Source organism: Rhizobium sp. BR 250 (genome assembly GCF_047445855.1).
GTDB classification, from domain to species: domain Bacteria; phylum Pseudomonadota; class Alphaproteobacteria; order Rhizobiales; family Rhizobiaceae; genus Agrobacterium; species Agrobacterium tumefaciens_I.
In genome coordinates this window covers 162,500-184,447 of record NZ_JARWKW010000006.1, presented here as the reverse complement: position 1 = coordinate 184,447, position 21,948 = coordinate 162,500, and the positions used below count along the sequence as shown (strand labels likewise).

General features: G+C 59.9%; 24 protein-coding genes. 15 read left to right on the top strand and 9 right to left on the bottom strand.

Translation table 11 applies throughout. The annotated features are described in order from the left end of the window. Nucleotides 1-3 precede the first annotated feature (3 nt). A complete protein-coding gene (locus QD336_RS11910; RefSeq protein ID WP_269342570.1) occupies nucleotides 4-174 on the top strand; it encodes a Flp family type IVb pilin in 171 nt (56 codons plus the stop codon). An 18-nt stretch (nucleotides 175-192) separates the two neighbouring features. On the opposite strand, the gene QD336_RS11905 is transcribed toward QD336_RS11910, so the two are convergent. Beyond that, nucleotides 193-1,074 (bottom strand): methyltransferase domain-containing protein, encoded by an 882-nt coding sequence (locus QD336_RS11905; RefSeq protein ID WP_499170819.1) that lies wholly within the window; start codon nucleotides 1,072-1,074, stop codon nucleotides 193-195. A gap of 143 nt (nucleotides 1,075-1,217) precedes the next feature. Between QD336_RS11905 and QD336_RS11900 the strand changes: the two genes are divergently transcribed. The 4 genes from QD336_RS11900 to QD336_RS11885 are packed head-to-tail and all read left to right on the top strand — an operon-like array spanning nucleotide 1,218 to nucleotide 3,633. Then, nucleotides 1,218-2,009: a ComF family protein gene (locus QD336_RS11900; RefSeq protein ID WP_499170818.1), complete on the top strand. Its 792-nt coding sequence runs from the start codon at nucleotides 1,218-1,220 to the stop codon at nucleotides 2,007-2,009. 59 nt (nucleotides 2,010-2,068) lie between these two features. Beyond that, nucleotides 2,069-2,323, top strand: a complete 255-nt coding sequence (gene grxC, locus QD336_RS11895; protein ID WP_499170816.1) for a glutaredoxin 3 — start codon at nucleotides 2,069-2,071, stop codon at nucleotides 2,321-2,323. Nucleotides 2,324-2,347: 24 nt separating this feature from the next. Further along, nucleotides 2,348-3,208 carry a carbon-nitrogen hydrolase family protein gene (locus QD336_RS11890; RefSeq protein WP_269342578.1) on the top strand — a complete coding sequence of 287 codons (861 nt, stop codon included), beginning with the start codon at nucleotides 2,348-2,350 and terminating at the stop codon, nucleotides 3,206-3,208. Further along, nucleotides 3,205-3,633, top strand: a complete 429-nt coding sequence (locus QD336_RS11885) for a DUF1178 family protein (protein ID WP_499170815.1) — start codon at nucleotides 3,205-3,207, stop codon at nucleotides 3,631-3,633. Before QD336_RS11890 ends, QD336_RS11885 begins: the two co-directional genes overlap by 4 nt. A gap of 3 nt (nucleotides 3,634-3,636) precedes the next feature. Here QD336_RS11885 and QD336_RS11880 read toward each other — a convergent pair whose 3' ends face one another. The 3 genes from QD336_RS11880 to ubiG all read right to left on the bottom strand — a co-directional run bounded on the left by QD336_RS11880 (nucleotide 3,637) and on the right by ubiG (nucleotide 5,609). After that, nucleotides 3,637-4,098: a hypothetical protein gene (locus QD336_RS11880; protein ID WP_499170814.1), complete on the bottom strand. Its 462-nt coding sequence runs from the start codon at nucleotides 4,096-4,098 to the stop codon at nucleotides 3,637-3,639. A gap of 16 nt (nucleotides 4,099-4,114) precedes the next feature. After that, nucleotides 4,115-4,750 (bottom strand): TetR/AcrR family transcriptional regulator, encoded by a 636-nt coding sequence (locus QD336_RS11875; protein WP_499170813.1) that lies wholly within the window; start codon nucleotides 4,748-4,750, stop codon nucleotides 4,115-4,117. A gap of 112 nt (nucleotides 4,751-4,862) precedes the next feature. After that, entirely contained in the window at nucleotides 4,863-5,609 is a 747-nt protein-coding gene (gene ubiG, locus QD336_RS11870; protein WP_499170812.1) for a bifunctional 2-polyprenyl-6-hydroxyphenol methylase/3-demethylubiquinol 3-O-methyltransferase UbiG, read from the bottom strand. A gap of 256 nt (nucleotides 5,610-5,865) precedes the next feature. Here ubiG and QD336_RS11865 point away from each other — a divergent pair, with 256 nt between their 5' ends. Continuing rightward, the gene (locus QD336_RS11865) at nucleotides 5,866-6,657 is read left to right on the top strand and encodes an SH3 domain-containing protein (protein ID WP_499170811.1); all 792 of its coding nucleotides are present in this window, start codon (nucleotides 5,866-5,868) and stop codon (nucleotides 6,655-6,657) included. A 69-nt stretch (nucleotides 6,658-6,726) separates the two neighbouring features. On the opposite strand, the gene QD336_RS11860 is transcribed toward QD336_RS11865, so the two are convergent. Further along, on the bottom strand, nucleotides 6,727-6,984 hold the full coding sequence (locus QD336_RS11860; protein ID WP_499170810.1) for a DUF2934 domain-containing protein: 258 nt from the start codon (nucleotides 6,982-6,984) through the stop codon (nucleotides 6,727-6,729). A gap of 261 nt (nucleotides 6,985-7,245) precedes the next feature. Between QD336_RS11860 and QD336_RS11855 the strand changes: the two genes are divergently transcribed. From QD336_RS11855 to QD336_RS11835, 5 genes are all read left to right on the top strand, one after another. Next, a complete protein-coding gene (locus QD336_RS11855; RefSeq protein WP_499170809.1) occupies nucleotides 7,246-8,337 on the top strand; it encodes an enoyl-CoA hydratase/isomerase family protein in 1,092 nt (363 codons plus the stop codon). A gap of 169 nt (nucleotides 8,338-8,506) precedes the next feature. After that, nucleotides 8,507-9,493, top strand: coding sequence for a thiosulfate ABC transporter substrate-binding protein CysP (gene cysP / locus QD336_RS11850; protein WP_269342592.1), 987 nt, complete (start codon nucleotides 8,507-8,509; stop codon nucleotides 9,491-9,493). Between the two features lie 57 nt (nucleotides 9,494-9,550). Further along, a complete protein-coding gene (cysT, locus tag QD336_RS11845; RefSeq protein WP_269342594.1) occupies nucleotides 9,551-10,390 on the top strand; it encodes a sulfate ABC transporter permease subunit CysT in 840 nt (279 codons plus the stop codon). A 3-nt stretch (nucleotides 10,391-10,393) separates the two neighbouring features. Continuing rightward, a complete protein-coding gene (cysW, locus tag QD336_RS11840; RefSeq protein ID WP_499170807.1) occupies nucleotides 10,394-11,281 on the top strand; it encodes a sulfate ABC transporter permease subunit CysW in 888 nt (295 codons plus the stop codon). 5 nt (nucleotides 11,282-11,286) lie between these two features. Next, complete coding sequence (locus tag QD336_RS11835) at nucleotides 11,287-12,312, top strand: sulfate/molybdate ABC transporter ATP-binding protein (protein WP_499170806.1); 1,026 nt, start codon at nucleotides 11,287-11,289, stop codon at nucleotides 12,310-12,312. Nucleotides 12,313-12,336: 24 nt separating this feature from the next. Here QD336_RS11835 and QD336_RS11830 read toward each other — a convergent pair whose 3' ends face one another. Beyond that, the gene (locus QD336_RS11830) at nucleotides 12,337-13,434 is read right to left on the bottom strand and encodes a DNA alkylation repair protein (protein ID WP_499170804.1); all 1,098 of its coding nucleotides are present in this window, start codon (nucleotides 13,432-13,434) and stop codon (nucleotides 12,337-12,339) included. Between the two features lie 244 nt (nucleotides 13,435-13,678). After that, entirely contained in the window at nucleotides 13,679-15,115 is a 1,437-nt protein-coding gene (locus QD336_RS11825; RefSeq protein ID WP_499170957.1) for an NAD-dependent succinate-semialdehyde dehydrogenase, read from the bottom strand. A gap of 609 nt (nucleotides 15,116-15,724) precedes the next feature. Here QD336_RS11825 and QD336_RS11820 point away from each other — a divergent pair. The 4 genes from QD336_RS11820 to QD336_RS11805 all read left to right on the top strand — a co-directional run bounded on the left by QD336_RS11820 (nucleotide 15,725) and on the right by QD336_RS11805 (nucleotide 20,192). Further along, a complete protein-coding gene (locus tag QD336_RS11820; RefSeq protein WP_269342599.1) occupies nucleotides 15,725-16,231 on the top strand; it encodes a putative pterin-binding protein in 507 nt (168 codons plus the stop codon). Between the two features lie 21 nt (nucleotides 16,232-16,252). Further along, nucleotides 16,253-18,175 (top strand): putative bifunctional diguanylate cyclase/phosphodiesterase, encoded by a 1,923-nt coding sequence (locus QD336_RS11815; RefSeq protein ID WP_269342600.1) that lies wholly within the window; start codon nucleotides 16,253-16,255, stop codon nucleotides 18,173-18,175. Nucleotides 18,176-18,336: 161 nt separating this feature from the next. Further along, a complete protein-coding gene (locus QD336_RS11810; RefSeq protein ID WP_269342602.1) occupies nucleotides 18,337-19,032 on the top strand; it encodes an FkbM family methyltransferase in 696 nt (231 codons plus the stop codon). A 323-nt stretch (nucleotides 19,033-19,355) separates the two neighbouring features. Further along, a complete protein-coding gene (locus tag QD336_RS11805; RefSeq protein ID WP_499170802.1) occupies nucleotides 19,356-20,192 on the top strand; it encodes an alpha/beta fold hydrolase in 837 nt (278 codons plus the stop codon). Between the two features lie 53 nt (nucleotides 20,193-20,245). Here the strand turns inward: QD336_RS11805 and QD336_RS11800 are convergent, their stop codons facing one another. Continuing rightward, on the bottom strand, nucleotides 20,246-21,628 hold the full coding sequence (locus tag QD336_RS11800) for an FGGY-family carbohydrate kinase (RefSeq protein WP_499170800.1): 1,383 nt from the start codon (nucleotides 21,626-21,628) through the stop codon (nucleotides 20,246-20,248). Continuing rightward, nucleotides 21,625-21,948: an L-rhamnose mutarotase gene (gene rhaM, locus QD336_RS11795; RefSeq protein WP_499170799.1), complete on the bottom strand. Its 324-nt coding sequence runs from the start codon at nucleotides 21,946-21,948 to the stop codon at nucleotides 21,625-21,627. Before rhaM ends, QD336_RS11800 begins: the two co-directional genes overlap by 4 nt.

The following is a 21,948-nucleotide window of genomic DNA, read 5'->3' as shown; positions in this document are numbered from 1 at the left end:
ATCGTGCTGCATTCCTTTATCAGATTTTGCAACAATGAAGACGGTGCGACCGCCATTGAATATGGCCTGATCATCGGCCTGATTTCCGCCGCCATTATCGGCGGCGCAAGCGCGATCAGCGGCAATATCAACACCGCTTTTCAGTTCATCGCCGATACTCTCGCCGACTTCTGAAGCCACGGGCTCTGAAGATCAGGACAGTTTCACCTCGGTGGTCTTCAAGGCGTCGGCAAGGCGCACCTTGGCCGAGCCGGGCTTCAGCGGTTTCTGCTGGCTCTCATGCGGCGCCCAGCCCGATACATAAATGATGGAAAATGTCGCCCTTATTCGTCCGTCCGGATCGGAATAACGCTCGGCGTAAAGCTCCGCCGCCCGCAGGAAAAAGGCGCGGTTGAGCGGTTTGCGGCTGCGGCTTGCCAGCGGATTGGCCATGCCCATGGCGCGCAGGTCGCGCATCAGCGGAAAAATCGAGTCGTAACGCACCGTGTAGGTTTCCGCATCGGTAACGGGAAGTGCAAAACCGGCGCGCTGCAAAAGCGCGCCGACATCGCGCACATCGGCAAAGGGAATGACGCGCGGGCTTGCGCCGCCGGTCAGTTCCGCCTCTGCGGTCAGCAGCACGTCACGCAGCTCCTGCAGGGTGCCGCTGCCGGGGATGGCGCCGAGAAACAGGCCATCCGGCTTCAATGCCCGCCGTATCTGGATCAGCGCACCGGGCGTGTCATTGGTCAGGTGCAGGGCAAGCGGTGAAACGATGAGATTGGCGGAGGCTTCCTCAAGCGGCAGATGCTCCATGGAGGCCGCTTCGGGAATGTTCTCATCCGTTGCAAAACCGCGGTCGGTTTCGATACGGTGGATGGCATCCACCTTGCCGGTCTCCGCCAGCCGCCGGGCGGTTACGCCCGTTCCGCCGTGCAGTTCGATGGCCGTCTCGAATTTGCGCTCGACGATGGCGAGCCGGTCGGCCAGTTCTTCGGCTGCCATGTCGAGAAGAAACAGGGCCTTGTCATCGCGCCGGTTCCATGCCCGGCGCCGGTTTTGTTCGATCAGGGCCTCGTCAAAGAGAATATCCATCGTCTTGCCTGCTCGGTCTCTGTGCCTTCGGAATGGGCGGGCCGTATCGTTGCTGTCATGCCGCTTCGGGCATTGTTTTTCCGGCATCGGGCCGGAAGGTATCGCCCTCGCAAAGGCACCCGTTCGGCGCTAAAGTCAACCTCATGGGTGCTGGTGACGATCTGTTTTCGGGGTTGCTGTCGAAGTCTGCCGTCGTACCGGCGGCGGCGCGTGACATGCTGCGCCCGATCTTCCGGCTGGTTTACCCGCCGACCTGCGCGGGCTGCAATCGCCTGACCGGCGGCGAGGGGGCTTTGTGTCCCGATTGCTGGCGGGATGTGGCCTTTATCGATCGCCCTTTTTGCGAGGTTCTGGGCATTCCCTTCGCCCGGGACCACGGGGAAGGTGTCGTGAGCGCGCAGGCCATTGCCGAACCACCGCCGTTTGACCGTCTGCGCGCCGTCGCCGGCCACGAGGGCACCGCCCGCAAGCTGGTGCACCGGCTGAAATATCAGGACCGGACCGATCTTGCCCGGCTGATGGCGCTGTGGATGCTGCGGGCAAGTGACGGAACGGTTGCGGCATGCGATTGCATCGTGCCGGTTCCCCTGCATCGCAACCGTTTCCTGCGCCGCCGCTTCAACCAGTCCGCCGAGCTGGCGCGGCATCTTTCCAGGGCCGCCGGCAAGCCGCTGCTCGCCGGCACGCTGCTGCGCGTGAAGCCGACCGAACGGCAGGTGGGGCTTTCGGCGCTCGCCCGGCGGGACAATGTGCGGGGCGCGTTCTCCCTGGCACCCGGCCGCGAGGCCGATGTTTACGGCAAGCGCGTGGTGCTGGTGGATGATGTCTACACCACCGGTGCAACGGTCGGTGCGGCAAGCCGCGCCCTGCGCAAGGCAGGTGCCGTGGATGTGACAGTTTTGACCTTTGCAATGGCCATTTCCGGCCCTATATGAAACCTGAATGACATGACTTTATCGTGCGTTTTACCGCACGTTTGCGAGGTTTTGAAAACATGGCACCGGTGACGATCTATACGCGGGATTTTTGTGGTTATTGCGCACGCGCCAAGGCGCTGCTGGACAGCAAGGGCGTGGATTATGCCGAATATAACGCCACCACCACGCCGGAATACCGGCAGGAAATGATGGAAAAATCCGGCGGGACGACCTTCCCGCAGATCTTCATCAATGGCCAGCATGTGGGCGGTTGTGATGATCTGCACGCGCTCGAACGCGCCGGCAAACTGGATGCGATGCTGGCTGCCTGATCGGCCCGATTTATGGAGGACGTGATGAGTTTCAAGGCTGCGGCCATTCAGATGCGCTCCGGTGTCGATCCGGCGAAGAACGCCGCCGATATGGAACGGCTGGTGCGTGCCGCCGCGGCCAAAGGGGCTGTCTACGTTCAGACCCCGGAAATGACAGGCGCGATCCAGAAGGACAGGCAGGCGCTTCGTGCCCAGTTGCGTGACGATGATGGCGATATCATCGTTGCGACCGCCGCGCGGCTGGCGCGCGAACTCGGCATTCATGTGCATGTGGGCTCGACCGCGATAGCCCGGCCGGATGGCAAGATCGCCAATCGCGGATTTTTCTTCGCGCCGGACGGTTCGCGCATCTGCAGCTATGACAAGATTCACATGTTCGACGTCGATCTCGACAATGGCGAGAGCTGGCGTGAAAGCGCCGCTTATGAACCGGGTGCCGCGGCCCGCGTTGCGGAAATTCCGCTGGCGAAGTTCGGCTTCGCGATTTGTTACGATGTGCGTTTCCCGCAGCTTTTCCGGGCGGAAGCACTCGCCGGTGCCGAAATCCTGACGGTTCCCGCCGCCTTCACCCGCCAGACCGGGGAAGCCCATTGGGAAATTCTGCTGCGCGCCCGCGCCATTGAAAACGGTGCTTTCGTCATCGCCGCCGCTCAGGCCGGCGTGCATGAGGACGGGCGCGAGACCTACGGCCATTCCATCATCATCGACCCATGGGGCAGGGTTCTGGCGATCGCCGGCGGTGCCGGGGAAGAGATCATCTTCGCCGACATCGATACCGCACTGGTGGCGACTGCGCGCGGCAAAATCCCCAATCTCCGCAATGCCCGCGAGTTTGGGCTGGACACCGTTATTCCCCTGAAACCTGCCGGAGGTGAGGCGGCGTGATCCGTTATGCGCTGGCCTGTGAAAAGGGCCATGAGTTTGAAGGCTGGTTTTCCGGGAGCGACGATTTCGACAATCAGTTGCAGCGCGGTTTCCTGTCCTGCCCGGTCTGCAATTCCCTGCAGGTCTCCAAGCTCCTGATGGCGCCTTCGGTCTCCACTGCCCGCAAGAAAGACGAACGCCAGACGCTGGCCATGGATGCCGCCAGAAAAGAAGCGCTTGCGAAAATCCGCGACGCCGTCGCCAATATTCGCGCCAACGCGGAAGATGTCGGCGACAGGTTTCCCGAGGAAGCCCGCAAGATCCATTATGGCGAGGCGGATGAACGCGGCATCATCGGCAATGCCTCGGCGCAGGAAGCCAAGGCCCTGCTGGACGAGGGTATCGAGATCGCGCCGCTGCCGACGCTGCCTGATGACGTCAATTGAGTTTTAGAATCTCGTTGGTTGTGGATGATCACGGTAGATCATGCTGACGAGGATGGCACATAGTGAGAATTCGACAAGACTGAACGGTGCGCTGAACAGGACAAGGGAGATTGGAAACAATCCCAGCAACCCATAGCCTGCCATCGGTGCGAGATAACCGATCATCCACAATGCCACGCCGATGCGAAGGGCGGTTGGCAGGCCCTCTCCAAAGCGCGGCACTGCTGCGGCGTAAAGCCATGCTGCAAAAAAACCGTAGACGGTACTGATCGCCAGAAACAGGATAAGCGAAACAGGGTTTTGCATCTGGCTTGGTAGATCAATTCCCAGATGTTCCAATGCAGCAGCCCAACGGTTACCAAAAGCTGGAACGATCGCATTTTTGAGCATGTTCATGCCATTCAGCGCCAGTCCGGCGACGGAACCTGCCATCAAAAATCGGTTACGGTTTATCGCCAGAGTCATGAAATCCCTCTGCCGCTCAATCCGTTGTTGTTTGACTGCAGGTCAGTCCGGCCAGGACTGCGCCGGTTAACGCTTCCAGCGCCGCGTTTTTGTCGTTGTCTGGAATATATCCATTAAAGGCGAGCTGCAGGGCACCCGCAAGCGTGGCCTGTGCTGGAAAAAGCAATAGCGGCAGGGGTTTATCAAGGAACATACCGGCCTCGACGCCCTCGGCCGCAATAGCGGCAATGGTCTGGTTTACGACATGGTCCGTCTCCTGCAGCAAAGCGCGGGTCTCGGGACGGAGGCGTTCCAGAAAGTCCTTGCGCCAGACATATTGGACGAGACGCTGCATTTGCGGCGGCGCCTCGACACGTTCCCAAAATATCCGGAGGATGTCCTTCACTTGAGCAACGGGGTCCGCGTTTCGGTGACGCAAATGTTGCAGCTTGGCGTTTTCCATCTGGAAAAAAGTGAGCGCCAGACGGGCATATATCTCGTCTTTACTGTCGAAGTGGTTGTAGATCGTGCCCTTTGCGATGCCCAAGGTGTTCGCGATCGTTTCAATGCTGACCGCCTGCCAATTCTCCTGATCAAACAATCGCAGCGCAGTGTCGAGAATATCCTGTTCCCGCCTGACGAATTCGCGCTGTTTTCTCGAAGTGCCGCTCATTTTGCCGACCCGTTATGGTGGAATTGACTTATAGTCAATTTTTGACTTACGGTCAATAATTACTCGACAAGGATCATCCGCAAGAACAGGTCAGAAGAATATACGAGGATTGTTACGGCGCGCGCTTCGCCAGCATCATGTAATTGACATCCATGTCTGGCGAGAGATTCCAGCGATCCTGCAGCACGTTGTAGAAGACGCCGGTGCGGTGGATGATATCCATGCCGCTGGCCACCAGCGGCCGCTCGAGCTCTTCCGGGCGGACCAGCTTTTCATATTGATGGGTGCCGCGCGGCAGCCAGCGCAGCACGTTTTCGGCGGCGAAGATTGCCAGTGCCCGTGCCTTCAGGGTGCGGTTGATGGTGGCGGCGAACATCAGCCCGCCGGGACGCACCATTTTCGCGCAGGTGGTGACGAAGAAATCGACATTGGCCACATGCTCCACCACCTCCATGTTGAGGATGACGTCGAAGGTCTCGCCGGCTTCCTGCAACTGTTCGGCGGTCACGGCGCGGTAGTCGACGCTGACCCCGCTTTCCCGCGCATGGGTGGAAGCGATGCCGATGTTCTTCTCCGAGGGATCGGCGCCCACCACGGTGGCGCCCATCCGGGCGACGGGTTCGGACAGAAGGCCGCCGCCGCAGCCGATATCCAGCACGCGCAATCCCTCCAGCGGGCGGTGTGCTTTCGGGTCACGGCCGAAATTCTCGCAGATGCGGTTGCGGATATATTCAAGGCGCACCGGGTTGAACTTGTGCAGCGGGCGGAACTTGCCGGTTGGGCTCCACCATTCCGCAGCCATCGCGGAGAAGCGATCCACCTCGCTCTGGTCGACGGTCGTCTGTGCGGTTTCGCTCATGGTTCTGCTCCATATTGCTGTTGCATTGAAGTCGGATGATTGCCCCCCGAAGTCAAGACCGGCGGTCCATTCCGGCGGCAAATTGTCGGGGGCTCATTGCCGCAGGTGGAACTGATGTGGATGCCGGTTTGTTTCATGCTGTGTTCATCGAGGAACGCGTATTTTCCGCTCGTGGCAGTATGCGGAAGCATGCTCGTTCGTCGAAAGTGATGAATGCCGACAAGGGCAAAGCGGGCCTTTGCTTGAGGAGAAAGAAGTGAAGAGAAGACTGTTTGGCGCAATTGCGCTGGTGGCCATGCTCGCCGCACCGGCTCTTGCCGAAGCTGCGGCACGCGGCTTCGCCACCGCGAATGTGAATATGCGCTCCGGCCCGAGCACGGCCTATCCGGCTGTCGTGGTAATTCCCAATGGCGCGCCGCTCACCGTCCATGGCTGCCTGTCAGATACGCCGTGGTGCGATGTTTCATTCGTCGGCGGTCGCGGCTGGGTCGCCGGGCGTTACATCGCCACGACCTACCGGCAGAACCGGGTCTATGTCGAGCCGCGTTATTACCGCGATCTGGGCGTGCCGGTGATCACCTTCGAAGTCGGCCGCTATTGGGACCGCTATTACCGCGACCGCGATTTCTATCGTGAGCGTGACCGTTGGCGTCGTCCGCCGCCGTCCGGCGGTTACTGGAACGCACCACCTCCGAGTGCCGGCTGGGATCGCCCGCGTCCGCGCGACGAATGGCGTGACGGCCGCCGGGACGACTGGCGTGACGGACGCCGCGACGAGTTGCGCGATCCCCGCCAGGGCGGTCCAAATGACGGTCGCTGGGAGCGTCGTTATGGCGACTGGAACCAGGGTGACCGAAATCAGGACAGGCCGCGTCGCGATGACGACCGCCGTCGCTGGGAAGACGAAAACCGCGATCGCCAGCAAAATCAGGATGAAGGCCAGCGCCGTCCCGATCGTCGTCAGTGGGACGATCCGCGCCGCGCACCGGTCCCGGAAAACTTTCAGGACGGCTGCCGGATCGGTGATCCGGGTTGCGACCCCCGCTAAACAGGCAAAGCCCGGCGAGATTTCGTCGGGCTTTTTCATTCGCGGCTTCAGCTCAGGTTTGCGAGCCTTTTACTTCGCGGCGGCCTTGCGGTTGCGGGTCTTGGGTTTCGCCGGGGCTTCCGCGTCGGGTGCGGCGGCGTCAGCGTCAGCGGCCTTGGGAGCAGCCTTCTTGCGCGTGGCGGGTTTAGTCGCTTCCGATGTCTTCAGCAGCGAAAATTCATGCCTGGCCTGTTCCCAATGCTGCGCGTCGCGCCCATGGGGGTGGCCTTCCTTTTCCCAGAGTGTATATGCCCGTTTGCTGATCCATTCGTGTTCCGAAACCTGCATGCTCGTCTCCCGTTGCTGTTTACAGCGCCTTTGAGAAGGCGACATTCCGCTTGGCCCGGCACACGCTCGACAGGAATCAATGCCGGCATTTCCAGAGCCCATTACATGCCATGATCTTCCGGGCGTCAAGCAAACATGCTGCATTGCGAAAGAGGATTTTCGGCATTTTCTCCCCTTCAAAGCCGTTTCAGCGAAAGACGTTCCCGCAACACAAGATCAACGTTGCGTGATTGCACCAAGGCCGCCAAGATGGGCGGATGCATGGCAGCGGAGGAGGCGGTCTTGGAACTGGCAAGGGAAGTGGAAACTGAGGTTATCGTCGAGACAGGAGGAGCGGCCGGCATCATCAGCCTCAACCGACCGAAGGCCATCAACAGCCTCACGCTGCCGATGGTACGCGCCCTGTTTCAGGCACTTCAGCGTTTCGAGGATGATCCGGCCATTTCCTGCGTGGTGTTGAGGGGAGAAGGCGAAAGAGGGCTTTGCGCCGGCGGCGATGTCCGTATCATCCATGATCTCGGCAAGGCCGGTGACCCGCAGGTGCTGGATTTCTGGCGGGAGGAATTTCCGCTCAACTATCGCATCGCCCGTTTCGGCAAGCCCTATGTGGCCTTGATGGACGGCATCGTCATGGGCGGCGGCGTTGGCATTTCCGCCCATGGCAGCCACCGCATCGTTACCGAGCGGACAAGGCTCGCCATGCCGGAAACGGGTATCGGTTATTTTCCCGATGTCGGCGGTTCATGGCTTCTGCCGAGAGCGCCCGGCGAATGCGGCACCTGGCTGGGGCTGACCGGCAACACGGTCACCGCCGCCGATGCCGTCTATGCCGGCTTTGCCGATTATTGCATACCCTCCGAACGTCTCGATGCGCTGGTGCGGGCTCTGTCGCAGGCTGCTGATATCGAAGGTGTCGAGGCGGCGATAACCTCCTCTGCCATTGATGCGGGCGAAGGTGTGCTGGCCGCAAACCGGGATGTCATTGATGCGACATTCCGCTTCGATACAGTCGAGGAAATCTTCGCCGCCCTTTCGGCGCGCTATGATGCTTTTTCACGCGAGACCCTCGAAGTCCTGCGCAAACGCTCTCCCACCAGTCTGAAACTGACCCTGAAGTTGCTGCGCCTCGGCCGGGAAAGCGCGAGCCTGATCGAGTGCCTGGAGCGAGAATTCGCCGCCGGCACGGAGATATTGCGGCAGCACGATTTTTACGAAGGCGTGCGTGCGGCTCTGGTCGACAAGGACCGCAATCCCCGCTGGCGACCGGCGCAGCTGGAGGAGGTGCGTGAGGAGGACCTTGCACCTTATCTTGCCGCGCATTCCGGCAATCTGTTTCCCGAGCATCGTCTTTAGCCCGGCGCAAAAGAAATCCGGCTTCCTGCGCCATATGAAATCATCGCCTTTCGAACTCAAATTCTTTGGGCGAAATTTCCAATCCGTGCCTCCGCAAAGCACGGCTGTTTCTCGTCGCTATAGCCGCCGCCCGCTATGTTGAGCACCATTCGAATTGCCGGGGGTATTCATGAAACGTCTTCTCATTATCGGTACTGCCATTGCCGCTCTTTTTGCAGGTGCGGCGCAGGCGCAGTCTCCGACCACCATTCTCAACGCGTCCTATGATGTTGCCCGCGAAGTTTTTGCGGCCGAGAACGAGGCGTTCATCAAGCAGCATCCGGGTGTCACGGTCGATCAGTCGCATGCCGGCACTTCCAAGCAGGCGCGCGCCATTGTCGAGGGACTGGAAGCTGATGTGGTCACCTTCAATCAGGTCACCGACGTTGATTTTCTGGTGAAGCAGGGTTTCGTTTCCGCCGACTGGAAAAAGGATTTCCCGAACGACGCTTCGCCGTTCTATTCCTTCCCGTCCTTCCTGGTGCGCGCTGGCAACCCCAAGGGTATCAAGGACTGGGACGATCTTGCCCGCGATGACGTGAAGGTGGTTTTCCCCAATCCGAAGACCTCGGGTAACGCCCGTTACACCTATCTCGCCGCCACCGCTTACGCCAAGGAGAAGTTCAACGGCGACGAGAAGAAGGTTCAGGAATTCGTCAAGAAAATCTTCGACAACACACCGGTCTTCGACACCGGAGGTCGCGCCGCCACCACCACCTTCGTAGAGCGCGAAATCGGCGACGTGTTGATCACCTTCGAAGCCGAGACCCGCGGCATTGCCAAGCAATATGGCGCCGAAAAGGTGGAAGGCGTCGTGCCCTCCGTCAGCCTGCTCGCCGAATTCCCGGTGGCCGTGGTGGACAAGGTGGTCGACAAGCGCGGTTCGCGCGATCTGGCGAAGAGCTATCTCGATTTCCTCTATACCGAAGAAGGCCAGCGCATCGCCGCCGAATTCGGTCACCGCGTTCATGATGAAAAGGTCGTCGGCGAGTTCAAGGACAAGTTCCCGGCCATTCGTCTCGTCAACGTCGATGATGTTTTCGGCGGCTGGGACAAAATCCAGAAAGAGCATTTTGCATCCGGCGCGACGCTTGATACGCTTTACGGCAGCCGTTAATCACGACGATATACGACAGGTAAAAGGCCCGGCAGGAAACTGCCGGGTCGCTTTTTGATGAAATGGGGGCGGGGTTTGAAGCGGAATGTTCTGCCGGGGCTGAAATTGTCCCTTGGCGTTACCCTCACTTACGTCGCCATCATCGTGCTGCTGCCGCTTTCGGCCCTGGTGTTCAAGGCGGCGAGCCTTGGTCCTTCCGAATATTGGTCGATCATCTCTTCGCCGCGCGCGGTTGCCAGCTACCGCGTCACCGTGCTTTGCGCGCTGGCTGCCACGCTGTTCAACGTCATTTTCGGGCTGGCGCTTGCCTGGGTTTTGACGCGTTACCGCTTTCCCGGTTGGCGTATCGTTGATGCCATTGTCGATCTGCCTTTTGCACTGCCCACTGCCGTTGCCGGCATTGCGCTGACGACGCTGTTTGCGGGCAATGGCTGGTTCGGCTCGGTGCTTTCGCAATTCGGCATCAAGGTGGCCTATACGCCGCTCGGCATCATGGTGGCGATGGCATTTACCAGCCTGCCCTTCATCGTGCGCACCGTGCAGCCGGTTCTGGAAGATCTCGATCCGGCGCTGGAGGAAGCGGCGCAGTCGCTCGGCGGCTCCGATCTCGAAATTTTCCGCAAGGTCATCCTGCCGCTGTTGACCCCGGCACTGCTCGCCGGTCTTTCGCTTTCCTTCGCCCGCAGCCTTGGCGAATTCGGGGCAATCATCTTCATTGCCGGCAACCAGCCGTTCTCGACGGAGATCACCGCCCTGCTGATCTTCATCCGGCTGGAGGAATATGATTATCAGGCCGCCGCCGCCATCGCCTCCGTGCTGCTGATCACCGCCTTCGTGATGCTGGCGGTCACCAATTATCTTCAGGCGCGGGCGCTGCGTTATACGGTGAGGAGCTGAGGCATGAGCACCGTTTCCCGACACCGCAAGCCGCCGCGCGTCGGCGACGCGCCTCTCGTTCGCCGTAGCCTGATCGCCTTCGTGCTCATCATCGGTGCGCTGCTGGTCGTGGCGCCGCTCATCATCATCGGTGTCGAAGCCTTTTCGCAGGGTTGGAAGGCCTATTCGGCCACCATTACCCATCCCGACACCCGCCACGCCATCATGCTGACGATGCTGACGGCGCTGATCGCCGTGCCGGTCAATACGGCCTTCGGGGTTGCTGCGGCCTGGGCCATCACCAAGTTCGATTTTCCCGGCCGGCGTTTCCTGCTGGTGCTGATCGAGATACCCTTCTCGATTTCGCCGATCGTCGCCGGTGTCGCCTATCTCTTCGTGTACGGTCTGCAGGGGTTGTTCGGGCCGTTCCTCGATGCGCATGACATCAAGATTCTTTTTGCTCTGCCCGGCATCGTCATCGCCTCGATGTTCGTGACCGCACCTTTCGTGGCGCGTGAACTCATCCCGCTGATGCAGGCGCAGGGCCGCGATCTCGAGGAGGCCGCGACTTCGCTTGGCGCATCCGGTTGGCGCACCTTCTTTTCGGTGACGCTGCCGAATATCAAATGGGCGCTGCTTTACGGCGTCGTGCTGTGCAACGCCCGCGTGATGGGCGAATTCGGCGCGGTATCGGTCGTATCGGGCAATATTCGTGGCCAGACCAATACGCTGCCGCTGCATATCGAGCTGCTTTATCATGACTACCAGACGGCTGGCGCCTTCGCGTCGGCCTCCATCCTCGCTTTGCTTGCCGTGGTTACCATCATCGCCAAGGTGGCGCTGGAACGGCGCGGCGCCGGGCGCGGTGCCAAAAAGACCAACGGCGATGCCGCCATCGCCACGGAGACCTGATCCCCATGAAAATCCGCCTCGAAAATGTGGTGAAGACCTTCGATACCTTCCGCGCCGTGCGCGATGTTTCGCTGGATATCGAAAGCGGTGAGCTTCTGGCGCTGCTCGGCCCTTCCGGCTCCGGCAAGACGACGATTCTGCGCATGGTCGCCGGTCTCGAATATAGCGATGGCGGCCGCATCTTTTTCGGGGAAGAGGACGCCACCAATATTCCGGTGCGAGACCGCGGCGTCGGTTTCGTGTTCCAGCATTATGCGCTGTTCCCGCATATGACGCTGCATGAAAACATTGCCTTCGGCATGAAGGTGTCCAGGGTGAAGCGCGACAGGGCGGCGATTGACGCCCGCGTCGAGGAACTGCTGCGGCTGGTGAAGCTCGATGGCCTCGGCGACCGTTTTCCGGCGCAGATTTCCGGCGGGCAGCGGCAGCGCGTGGCGCTCGCTCGCGCCCTTTCGGTCGACCCCAAGGTGCTGCTGCTGGACGAACCGTTTGGGGCGCTGGATGCCAATGTGCGTCGCGACCTGCGGCGCTGGCTGCGGGAAATTCACGATTCGCTTGGCATCACCACGATTTTCGTGACCCATGACCAGGAAGAGGCGCTTGATCTGGCCGACCGCGTGGTCATTCTCAATCAGGGCGAAATCGTGCAGCAGGGCACGCCGAAAGAGGTGTGCCGACAGCCCAACAGTTCTTTCGTCATGCGTTTTCTCGGCGATGCCAATCGGGTGTCCGGCGTGGCGCGCGGCGGCAAGGTCTATGTCGGCGACAATGAGCTGCCCTTCTCCTATGCCCAGGGCGATGGCGCCGTCGATATCTATGCCCGCCCAGGCGATCTCGAATGGGAGGATCTGCATGAGGGCATTCCGGCCTCGGTGGAGCGTGTTCTCGACCGGGCCGGCGAGCGCCGGGTGATCGCCAGCACCGATGGCGGCGACCGCCTGGAATTCGACGTGCCGCCGGAAAACGACGTAGCCGCCGGAGATCGCGGCTCGGTCATCATCCGCCGGGCGAAGATTTTTCCGACGGCGTGAGATAGGGCGGGACGCTGACCGGCTTCAGATCAGAAGCTCGAAGGCGCTTTCCGCCACCAGCCTGCCGTTGATCATCAGGTCGACCCTGTGAATACCGGCATAGTGCTTGCGGGTGGTGAAATCGCGCATGGCGCGGCTGATCGACAGCGCGCAGGTTTCGCCGGGCTGAAGCTCGACTTCTTTCCATTTGAAGACCTTGGCGGAGGCATCGCCGCTCTTCTTCACGTAATGCACGGCGTAGTCGATCACCAGCTTCTGCGGGCTCTTCGCCGTTGAGGTGAAAGAGGCGGAAATCCGCACCGGATTACCGAGAGCGACCGTCTCAGGCGATACCTGAAACGCTGCAAGCGCAATCTGCGCTTCCTCATTGGCGCCGAGATGGGCAAGTGCTGCGGCATCACCCTTCTTGATAAGGGTGCGCAAGGCCTGCCGCGTGATCCAGCGCGTATGCGGGTTGTCCTTCGGCCATGTCTCGATCAGCGCCAGCACAAAGGCGGGATTGTCCTTGGTGATGTCGTTCAGGTGATTGGCGACGGATTTGCGCACATAAAGTGCATCATCGGCTTTCATGGTGTCGAGGATCGCGGTGACCGGCGAGGGATCGTCAATCAGCGGTTTCAGCTGGAACGACCAGGGCAGGCGGGGCCGGCAGCCTTCGCTCGCCAGTCGCCGCACATGCTCGTTTTCATGCCGTGACCATGTCTCCATCACGGCGAGCGTGGCGCTCAAGTCCTTTTGCAGGAAATGGCGAATGGCGAATTCCGAGGAACCGAAACGGGTGAAATAGGACAAGGCCTGCATGGAAAGATCGAAATCATCGAGACCGTAAAGGGCCACATATTCCGGCAGTGAAATGGAGGCAAAACCGTTGCCGATGCCGGGCGCTGCGGCGGTCAGGATTTCGATGTTGCGGGCATAGTCGCCGGGCAGTGTGGCGTGAAGGCTCGTCGCCACCTGCCGCATGCGTTGCATGATGCCCAGGGCCTCGAGATTTGTCGTGGCGTGCGCCATGAAGGCGGAAACGTCAAAGGGCGGATGAACGGCCTTGGTCTGATCGGCGATATGCTGCAGTTTTTCGCGGTTGAAGATTTCCTTCAGTGCCGGTGCCGCCGTGTCGCTCATGTAATCCCCCAAAGTTCACTCTTTGTTCTTTTAGGCGATGATGGGGTTGGAGGCAAGATAAGGCTGAGCAATTTTCAGAGGTAAGGATGGATCGAGCGGGTGCGACTTTCATCTTCTCCCCGAGGGGGAGAAGGTCGCGGCAGCGGGATGAGGGGGCGACGTTAGAGATATACGGAGAGCTTGCCCCCCTCATCTGCCCTTCGGGCATCTTCTCCCCGGCGGGGAGAAGAAATTTCGATAGCATTTAGCTCATCTGGCTGACGAATTTGGTCTCCAGATAGGCCTGAACCGCTTCCGAACCGCCTTCCGTGCCATAACCGGAATCCTTGATGCCGCCGAAGGGGACTTCGGGAAGCGCAAGGCCGTTATGGTTGATGGTCAGCATGCCGGCTTCGACCTGCTGGCTGAGCGCATGCGCGGTCTTGACCGAGCCGGTGAAGGCATAGGATGCAAGGCCGAAGGGCAGGCGGTTGGCTTCGGTGATGGCGTCATTGAAGCTCGAGAAGCGGTTGATGATCGCGACCGGGCCGAAGGGCTCGTCATTCATGATCTTGGCGGTCACCGGCACATTGGCGAGAACCGTCGGCTCGAAGAAATTGCCCTTGTTGCCGATGCGGCGGCCGCCGGTCTTCAGTTCCGCGCCATGGGAAACCGCGTCGTTGATGAGGCCTTCCAGCGCGGGAATGCGGCGTTCATTGGCAAGCGGACCCATGATGACGCCCTCTTCGAGACCGTTACCAACCTTGATGGCTTTGGTTGCTTCCACGAAACCTTCAAGGAAGCGATCGGCCACGCCGTCCTGCACGAGGAAGCGGGTGGGCGCGACGCAGACCTGGCCGGCATTGCGGAACTTGGCAAGCGAGGTCACCTCAATCGCCTTTTCGATATCGGCATCGTCGAAGATCATGACAGGCGCATGGCCGCCCAGTTCCATCGTGGCGCGCTTCATGTGCTTGCCGGCCAAGGCCGCCAGATGTTTGCCAATGGGCGTGGAGCCGGTGAAGGAAATCTTGCGGATGACCGGATGCGGGATCAGATATTCCGAAATCTCTGACGGAACGCCGTAAACGAGGCCGATGACGCCTGCCGGTACGCCCGCATCCACGAAGGCGCGGATGAGTTCAGCCGGTGACGCCGGGGTTTCCTCAGGTGCCTTGACGATGATGGAGCAGCCGGTGGCAAGCGCTGCGGAAAGCTTGCGGACGATCTGGTTGAGCGGAAAGTTCCAGGGCGTGAACGCCGCAACGGGGCCGACCGGCACCTTGATGGCAAGCTGCGACACGCCGGTCGCACGCGCGGGAATGACCTGGCCATAGGTGCGGCGGGCTTCTTCCGCGAACCAGTCGATGGTATCGGCGGCGCCCATTATTTCGGTGCCGGATTGCACCAGCGGCTTACCCTGCTCGCGGGTCATGATGTAGGCGATCTTGTCCTTGCGCTCGCGCAGGATGTCAGCAGCCTTGCGCATGATCTTCGAACGCTCGAAGGGCGAGGTGTCGCGCCACAGCTTGAAACCACGTTCGGCGGCGGCAAGCGCCAGATCGAGGTCTTCCTTTTCGGCATGGGCGATCGCGCCGATGATCTCGTCGGTTGCCGGATCGGATACGGCGATCGTCTTGCCGGAAACGGCGTCTCGCCATTCGCCATCAATGAGAAGTTTGATGTCGGGATAGGTGTGCATAGGGGCTACCTTCATGATGCGGCCGATACGGCGGGTGCCGTCCGGCCCGGAGACGTGAACAGAATTGTCCTGACCGGACGTATCCGGCGTCGCGGCTTGCGCTGCGCGGAACGGGTGTCTGGATATTTCCGGCATCCGAGATGGCCGGAAACGGAAATGACAGCCTTTATATTAAGTTCCGGGCGGTATGTTTCAACCATGCGTCCCGGCAATCGCCATGATTTTTCTGTGGCGGGGAACCTGTCTTTGTCATTCCGGTTCTGCATCTGAAAAGGTAACGATCGGCCAGCCGCCTTGCGCGCGAATCAGGCAGTTCTGTCCGAGGGCGGAACAGGTCTCGCCACAATTCGGCCTTTGTCGCACCGGACGGATTGTCGACAGAAGTTTTTAGCGCCTGTCGTTTGCCTCATAACAGGGCGCCAAGCCTAAAAAACTACAATGGGACGGAAAAATTATCAAAAGGGTTTACTCAAAACCTAGAGAAAATACGGATAAAATCTCAGTGAGGATATAATATTGGTTCCTGATATATATTGCGAGTGTCGGTTCCCTTGACCTTCAGAGGTTGGCGAAAACCCTCGACCTGAACGTTATCGATGGAGAAAAAGTATGAGTTTCGCCCGGGTACTTCTCAGTGCGTTCCTGTCGCTCGTGTGGCTTTCCTGTGCCGGGGCCGCAGAGATCGCCAAACCGCAAGGCAAGCCGATATTAACCATATCCGGAAACATCACCAACACGAATGCTGAGGGTGCGGCGCAGTTTGACCGCGACATGCTGGAAGCGCTCGGCATGGAGACGGTGGAGACGACGACGCCATGGCACGATGGCCGCGTTCGTTTCGAGGGCGTGTCGCTGGCGAAACTGATGGATGTCGTCGGGGCAAAGGGCACAAGCGTCACGGCCGTCGCCCTCAACGATTATGTCAGCACGATACCGATTGAAGATTTTAAGAAATTTAACGTTATCCTCGCGATCAAGCTGGATGGCAATTACATGACAGTTCGCGAAAAAGGCCCGTTGTTCGTCATCTATCCCTATGACAGCGACCCGGAGCTGCAGAAGCAGACCTATTATTCGCGGTCCGCATGGCAAGTTGCCAAACTGAACGTGGAATAAAGGTGCCGTTTGCGAAAACTTGTGGCGGTGATCATCTGTTGCTTCGTCCTGGCAACGGGCTATATCGCTTTCGTGATTGCCGAGCGGCAGACCGCTCTGCAGAAATTCGCCCGCTACAATGATTCCTGGGCCGTCAGCCAGACGGTGGCGGAATATCTGCGCCTGCAGAACAAGCTGGCCGTCTTCGCGCTCAATCCCGGCAAGATAGACCGGGACGAGTTGCAGCTGCGTCTGGACATCATGCTGAGCCGGCTTGAGCTTCTGAAGCAGGGCAACCTCGGGGCCTTCATCAATGAGAAACAGCAGTGGCGGGATCTTGTAACCCGCCTCGATGCCATTCTGGAGCGGCTGGAGCAGGAGGTGAACACCCTTGATCCCGCCGAAGTTCCGGATCTGCTCTCGGCGATGAGCGCGCTCGATGCGCCGATGACAACGCTTGCCTCTTCCTCCGTCGCTTATGACGTCAATCTGATCGACACGGCCCATGAGGATGTGCGCAAGCTGCATATCGTTTATACCGCGCTGGCCGGCGGCCTGATCCTGTGCGGTATCGCCCTTGTCATATTGCTGCTTCGCCAGAACGATCTCCTGAACCGGGCGCAGAAAAGCATGCGCGGCCTGACGGACGATCTGCGTGCCGCGACGCTCGAATTGCAGGCGAAGAACGTCCGGCTTGAGCACGATGCCTATCATGATGCGCTGACGGGGCTGCCGAACCGTGCGCTGTTCCGGCAGGAATTGATCGAGAGGTTGCGCCGCTCCTTCGGCGGCACCGGAACGACGGCCATCCTCCTGCTCGATCTCGACGGTTTCAAGGACGTGAACGACACGCTCGGCCACGATGCGGGTGATGCGCTGCTTCAGGCCGTGGCGCAGCGCCTTTCGGCCATCGGCGGCGATTATGACATGGTCTGCCGTCTGGGCGGCGACGAATTTGCCGTCGTCTCCGACGATCTGAACGAGGATGCCGCCCGCCGCCTTTCCACCAAGCTCATCGATCAGATCAGCCGCACCTATCAGCTGGGTGAACAGGAGGTCAAAATCGGCACCTGCATCGGCATCGCCATCTCGCATGGCGCCGTCGATGCCGATGAATTGTTCAAGCGTGCGGATCTGGCTCTTTACGAGGCGAAAGCCATCGGCCCGGGCCGGGCAAGCGTCTTCAAGGTCCGCATGCAGAAGCAGCTGACCGAGAAGAAATCCTTCGAGGCCGATCTGCAGACGGCACTGCAGAATGACGAGATGGAAGTCTATTACCAGCCGCAGGTGGCGACGCAGACCCGCAAACTCTGCGGTTTCGAAGCACTGCTGCGCTGGAAACATCCGGTCAGGGGCGATGTGCCGCCCAGCGTGTTCATTCCCGTGGCGGAAAGAACGGGCCTCATCCATTCGCTCGGAAAATGGGTGATGGAGACGGCCTGCCGCGAGGCGATGGGCTGGGATGAGGACATGAAGGTGGCGGTCAATCTCTCGCCTGTTCAGTTCCACAGCACCAGTCTCATCCAGAACGTGATGGGCGCGCTTGAGAAAAGCGGGCTGGAGCCGAGCCGGCTCGAGCTTGAAATCACTGAATCGATCCTGCTCAACAAGAGCGACCAGACGATCAACACGCTGTCGCGGCTGAAGGCCGTCGGCATCCAGATCGCCATGGATGATTTCGGCACCGGTTATTCCTCGCTTGCCAATCTGCGCGGCGTGCCCTTCGACAAGATCAAGATCGACCGGTCCTTCCTGCGCGATATCACCAGCGACCGCGATGCGCTGGCCATCGTGGAATTCGTCGTCGGCGTCGGTCGCAGCCTGCGAATGACGACGATTGCGGAAGGTATCGAGACGGAAGAGCAATATGAATGTGTCCGGCGTCTCGGATGCGATCAGGTGCAGGGATATCTGATCAGCAGGCCTTTGCCGGCCAAGGAGCTGGTGGCCTGGAGCTCCGTCTGAAACAGGCCTGTTTCGCGGCATTGGGAGCGTGGCGAATTCTTAACCGATATATCATTGCCTGCTAAAACCGATACCGGTCGCCGCGCCGATGTTGTAGAGCATTCCCGGTCGATATGGATCATTCGGACGAAGCGACCGGGTTTTGCGAAAAGGCTTGAGACATGGAAATACTGGACGTGCATGGAGTTGCCCTGCCTCTTTCTTCCGATGAGGTATCGCCCGTCATCTGGCAGGCGCTGACCGACGGCAGCTATGAGGCCAAAGAGGCCCGCAGCGTCCTGAAAGCCATCAAGCCGGGTGACCGTGTTCTGGAGCTGGGCTCCGGTATCGGCATCATCACCTCCATCATCGCCGGCATAGAGGATGTTTCCGTCTGGGCTTTCGAGGCCAACCCTGCGACGGCGGCGCTGGCGGAGCGGGTCATCAAGGCCAATTGCCGCGGCAATGTCGTGTTTTCACAGGGGCTTCTCACCGCCGACCAACCGCGTTCCTATCCTTTCTATGTCCGCAAGGATCTCTGGATGTCGTCCATGGACGAAAATCAGGGCCCCTATGAGCAGCGTATAGAAATCTCCTCCGCCAATATCGATGAATTCGTTGCCAGCAAGGGCATCACGGCGCTCGTGATGGATATTGAAGGCGCCGAGCGCGATCTGCTCGGCAGGGCCGATCTTTCCGGCGTGGAACGTATATTCGTCGAGCTGCACGATCACCTTTATGGCCTTGCAGGCGTTCGCGATATCATGCAGGCGCTGACGGCCAAGGGCTACGCTTATGATCCGCGCGGTTCACGCGGTCCTTGCGTGCTGTTCTCGAAGGATGACAGCCCGAGGGAATACGATCCCGAGGTGGATTGAAAGCTCTGGCCACGCCGCCCCGAGAGACGGTGTTGGAGAGTTTGCTTTAAACTGAGGGCAGGGCGCGGAGCGCTCTGCCTGCAATTTTTTTATGACCCGTTTGCGCCATCTGTCGCAACCTTTGCGGCTTGGTGCCGTTTAGCGCCGATACCGGAATCCGGCAGGCAGCGGGCGGCTCCATCATTATTGCTAAAAACGCAATTCATTCCGAATTATTATTGTAATTGTTGGGGCTGTTTTCCTGCGTCATTATCCCTCCATCAAACCGGCGCACAACAGAGGCTGCGCTGGAAGATGCCACCGCAACCAAAGGAGAAACGATCATGGGCTTTGTTAAGACGACAGACGGAACCGAAATCTTCTACAAGGACTGGGGCCCGAAGGATGCCCAGCCGATCATGTTCCACCATGGCTGGCCGCTCTCCTCCGATGACTGGGATGCGCAGATGCTGTTCTTCGTTTCCAAGGGTTTTCGCGTCGTCGCCCATGACCGCCGTGGTCACGGCCGTTCCGCCCAGGTTGCCGATGGTCACGATATGGACCACTACGCCGCCGATGCCTTTGCCGTCGTCGAGGCGCTCGATCTGAAGAATGCCGTCCATATCGGCCATTCCACCGGTGGTGGCGAAGTCGCCCGTTACGTCGCCAAGCATGGCGAACCCGCCGGCCGCGTTGCCAAGGCCGTTCTCGTTTCCGCCGTGCCGCCGCTGATGCTCAAGACCGAAGCCAATCCGGAAGGCCTGCCGATCGAGGTTTTTGACGGCTTCCGCTCGGCGCTCGCCGCAAACCGCGCGCAGTTCTTCCGCGATGTGCCGGCCGGCCCGTTCTATGGCTTCAACCGCGATGGTGCGACCGTGCATGAAGGCGTTATCCAGAACTGGTGGCGGCAGGGCATGATGGGCGGCGCAAAGGCCCATTATGACGGCATCAAGGCCTTCTCCGAAACCGACCAGACTGAAGACCTGAAGAATATCAGCGTTCCGACGCTGGTTCTGCACGGTGAAGACGACCAGATCGTTCCAATCGCCGACTCGGCTCATAAGTCGGTCAAGCTGCTGAAAAACGGCACGCTGAAGACCTATCCCGGCTTCTCGCACGGCATGCTCACCGTCAATGCCGATGTGCTGAACGCCGATCTGCTGGCCTTCATCAAGGGCTGAACCTTCTGCAGAACCGAAATGCGGCCGATTGTTCGGCCGCATTTTTATGCGGATCAGGTCAGATGACCCCGCCAGGTGGTGCGATAGGAAGTCAGCGCCGCCATATCCCCAGCCGTGAAATGACGCTCGCGACCGGCAACCGGCTTGATGCCGGTGAGGAGTGCCGCGCCCGCGCTGGTTCCTGTCGAACCTTCCATGGCAATGACGTCGGTTGCGGCGAAAGCGGCGAGTGCCTTTAAATACAGTGTGTTTCCAGCGAAGGGACCCTCGACGACAACCGGCCCTCTCCGCTCAACGAGCGAAAGGCAGAATTCCGTCATCAGGGCGAGATAAAGCGAGGCAGCCGCATGTCGCTCCGCCCCTGTTGCGTCGTTATCGGCGATCCAGCGCGCCTCGTTTGCCGGAAAGGGGCCGGAGCCGCTGACCACGCTCGGCAGCAGCATCATGCCTTTTTCGATAACCCCGCCGAGCGCGACTTCGATTTCGTCGCTTGTTGCTGGTCCGAATTGCTGCGCCAGCATCTCATATTCCCTGCCGCCCATGAAGCGGGAGGAGGGAACGGGTCGTCCAAGCGCATCGACATTCAAAAGCGTATCGCGGGCGGGATCCAGCGCATCCGCCCTGCCGCCAATGGCGAAATTCACCACCCAGGTCCCGGTGGAGACGACGGAAAAATCTCCGTCGCGGCGAAGGAGGTGCGGCAGGAGCGACGCATTGGAATCATGGATGCCGCAATAGACCGGCATGTCCGGTGACAGCCCGGTTTCCTGCGCCAGCGATGGGCGGATCGTTCCCAGCACATCGAAAGCGGAGCGCACCGGCGCCATCAGCTGCTCGATGCCGAGACGCCCGACCAGCGAGGAGAAGCTTTTCCGGCGCGGGTTCCACAGGTCGGTATGACACCCGAGCGAGGTCGTTTCGGTTGCCTGCACCCCGGTCAGCCGTCCCGCCCAATATTGCGGATAGGTGACGATGCTGTGCACCCTGGCGAAATCGTTCGGAAAGGCGGTTTTCTGAAAGTGGATCTGCGCCCCGAGGTTTAGTCCCGCGGGAAGCTGTGGTGAGCCGGTTTCTTCAAAATCGGGTCTTATACCGCGATAGGCCTCTTGAACCGGTTCGGGGTAGATATGCTCGTAATCGAGCACCGGCATGGCGAGGTTGCCGTTTGCATCGAGAAGTGCTGCTGAAGCGCCATGAGTGGTGATGGAAATCGCGTCGAAACCCGGCTTCTGGCCAAATTTCTCAAGCGCCGACAGAATGAAAGCCCAGAGCATCTCCACATCGTAATGCGGGTAGGGGCCATCGCGAAGAACGGGGTTCGTCCGCTTCTCGCCGGCGATTTCCTCGCCGCTGCCGGTGTCGATGACGACCACCTTGGCATTGGTCTTGCCGATATCGATGACCGCGACGCGGCCCGGTTTGATGCTGTCGCTCATGGCAGATGGAACACCGTCACCAGGTCTTTTGCGACGGGTGAATTGTCGGGATTGCTCTCCATGATGTCGGCCATATGCGCCCACCATTTTTTCATCACGGGATGTTCGGGTAAAGCCGCCATGCCGTGGACCTTCGGTCGGGTCAGCACGCCGAAAAGAATGTTGGTTTCCGGGTCAAGATGGATGGAGTAGTCGCTCACACCCGCCTCGTGCAGCAGTGCTATCAGCTCCGGCCATATCTCGTCGTGGCGTTTTTTATATTCGGCCTCTTTGCCGGAGAAGAGCTTCATCTTGAAGGCGTGTTTTTCAAGTTCCGGCAT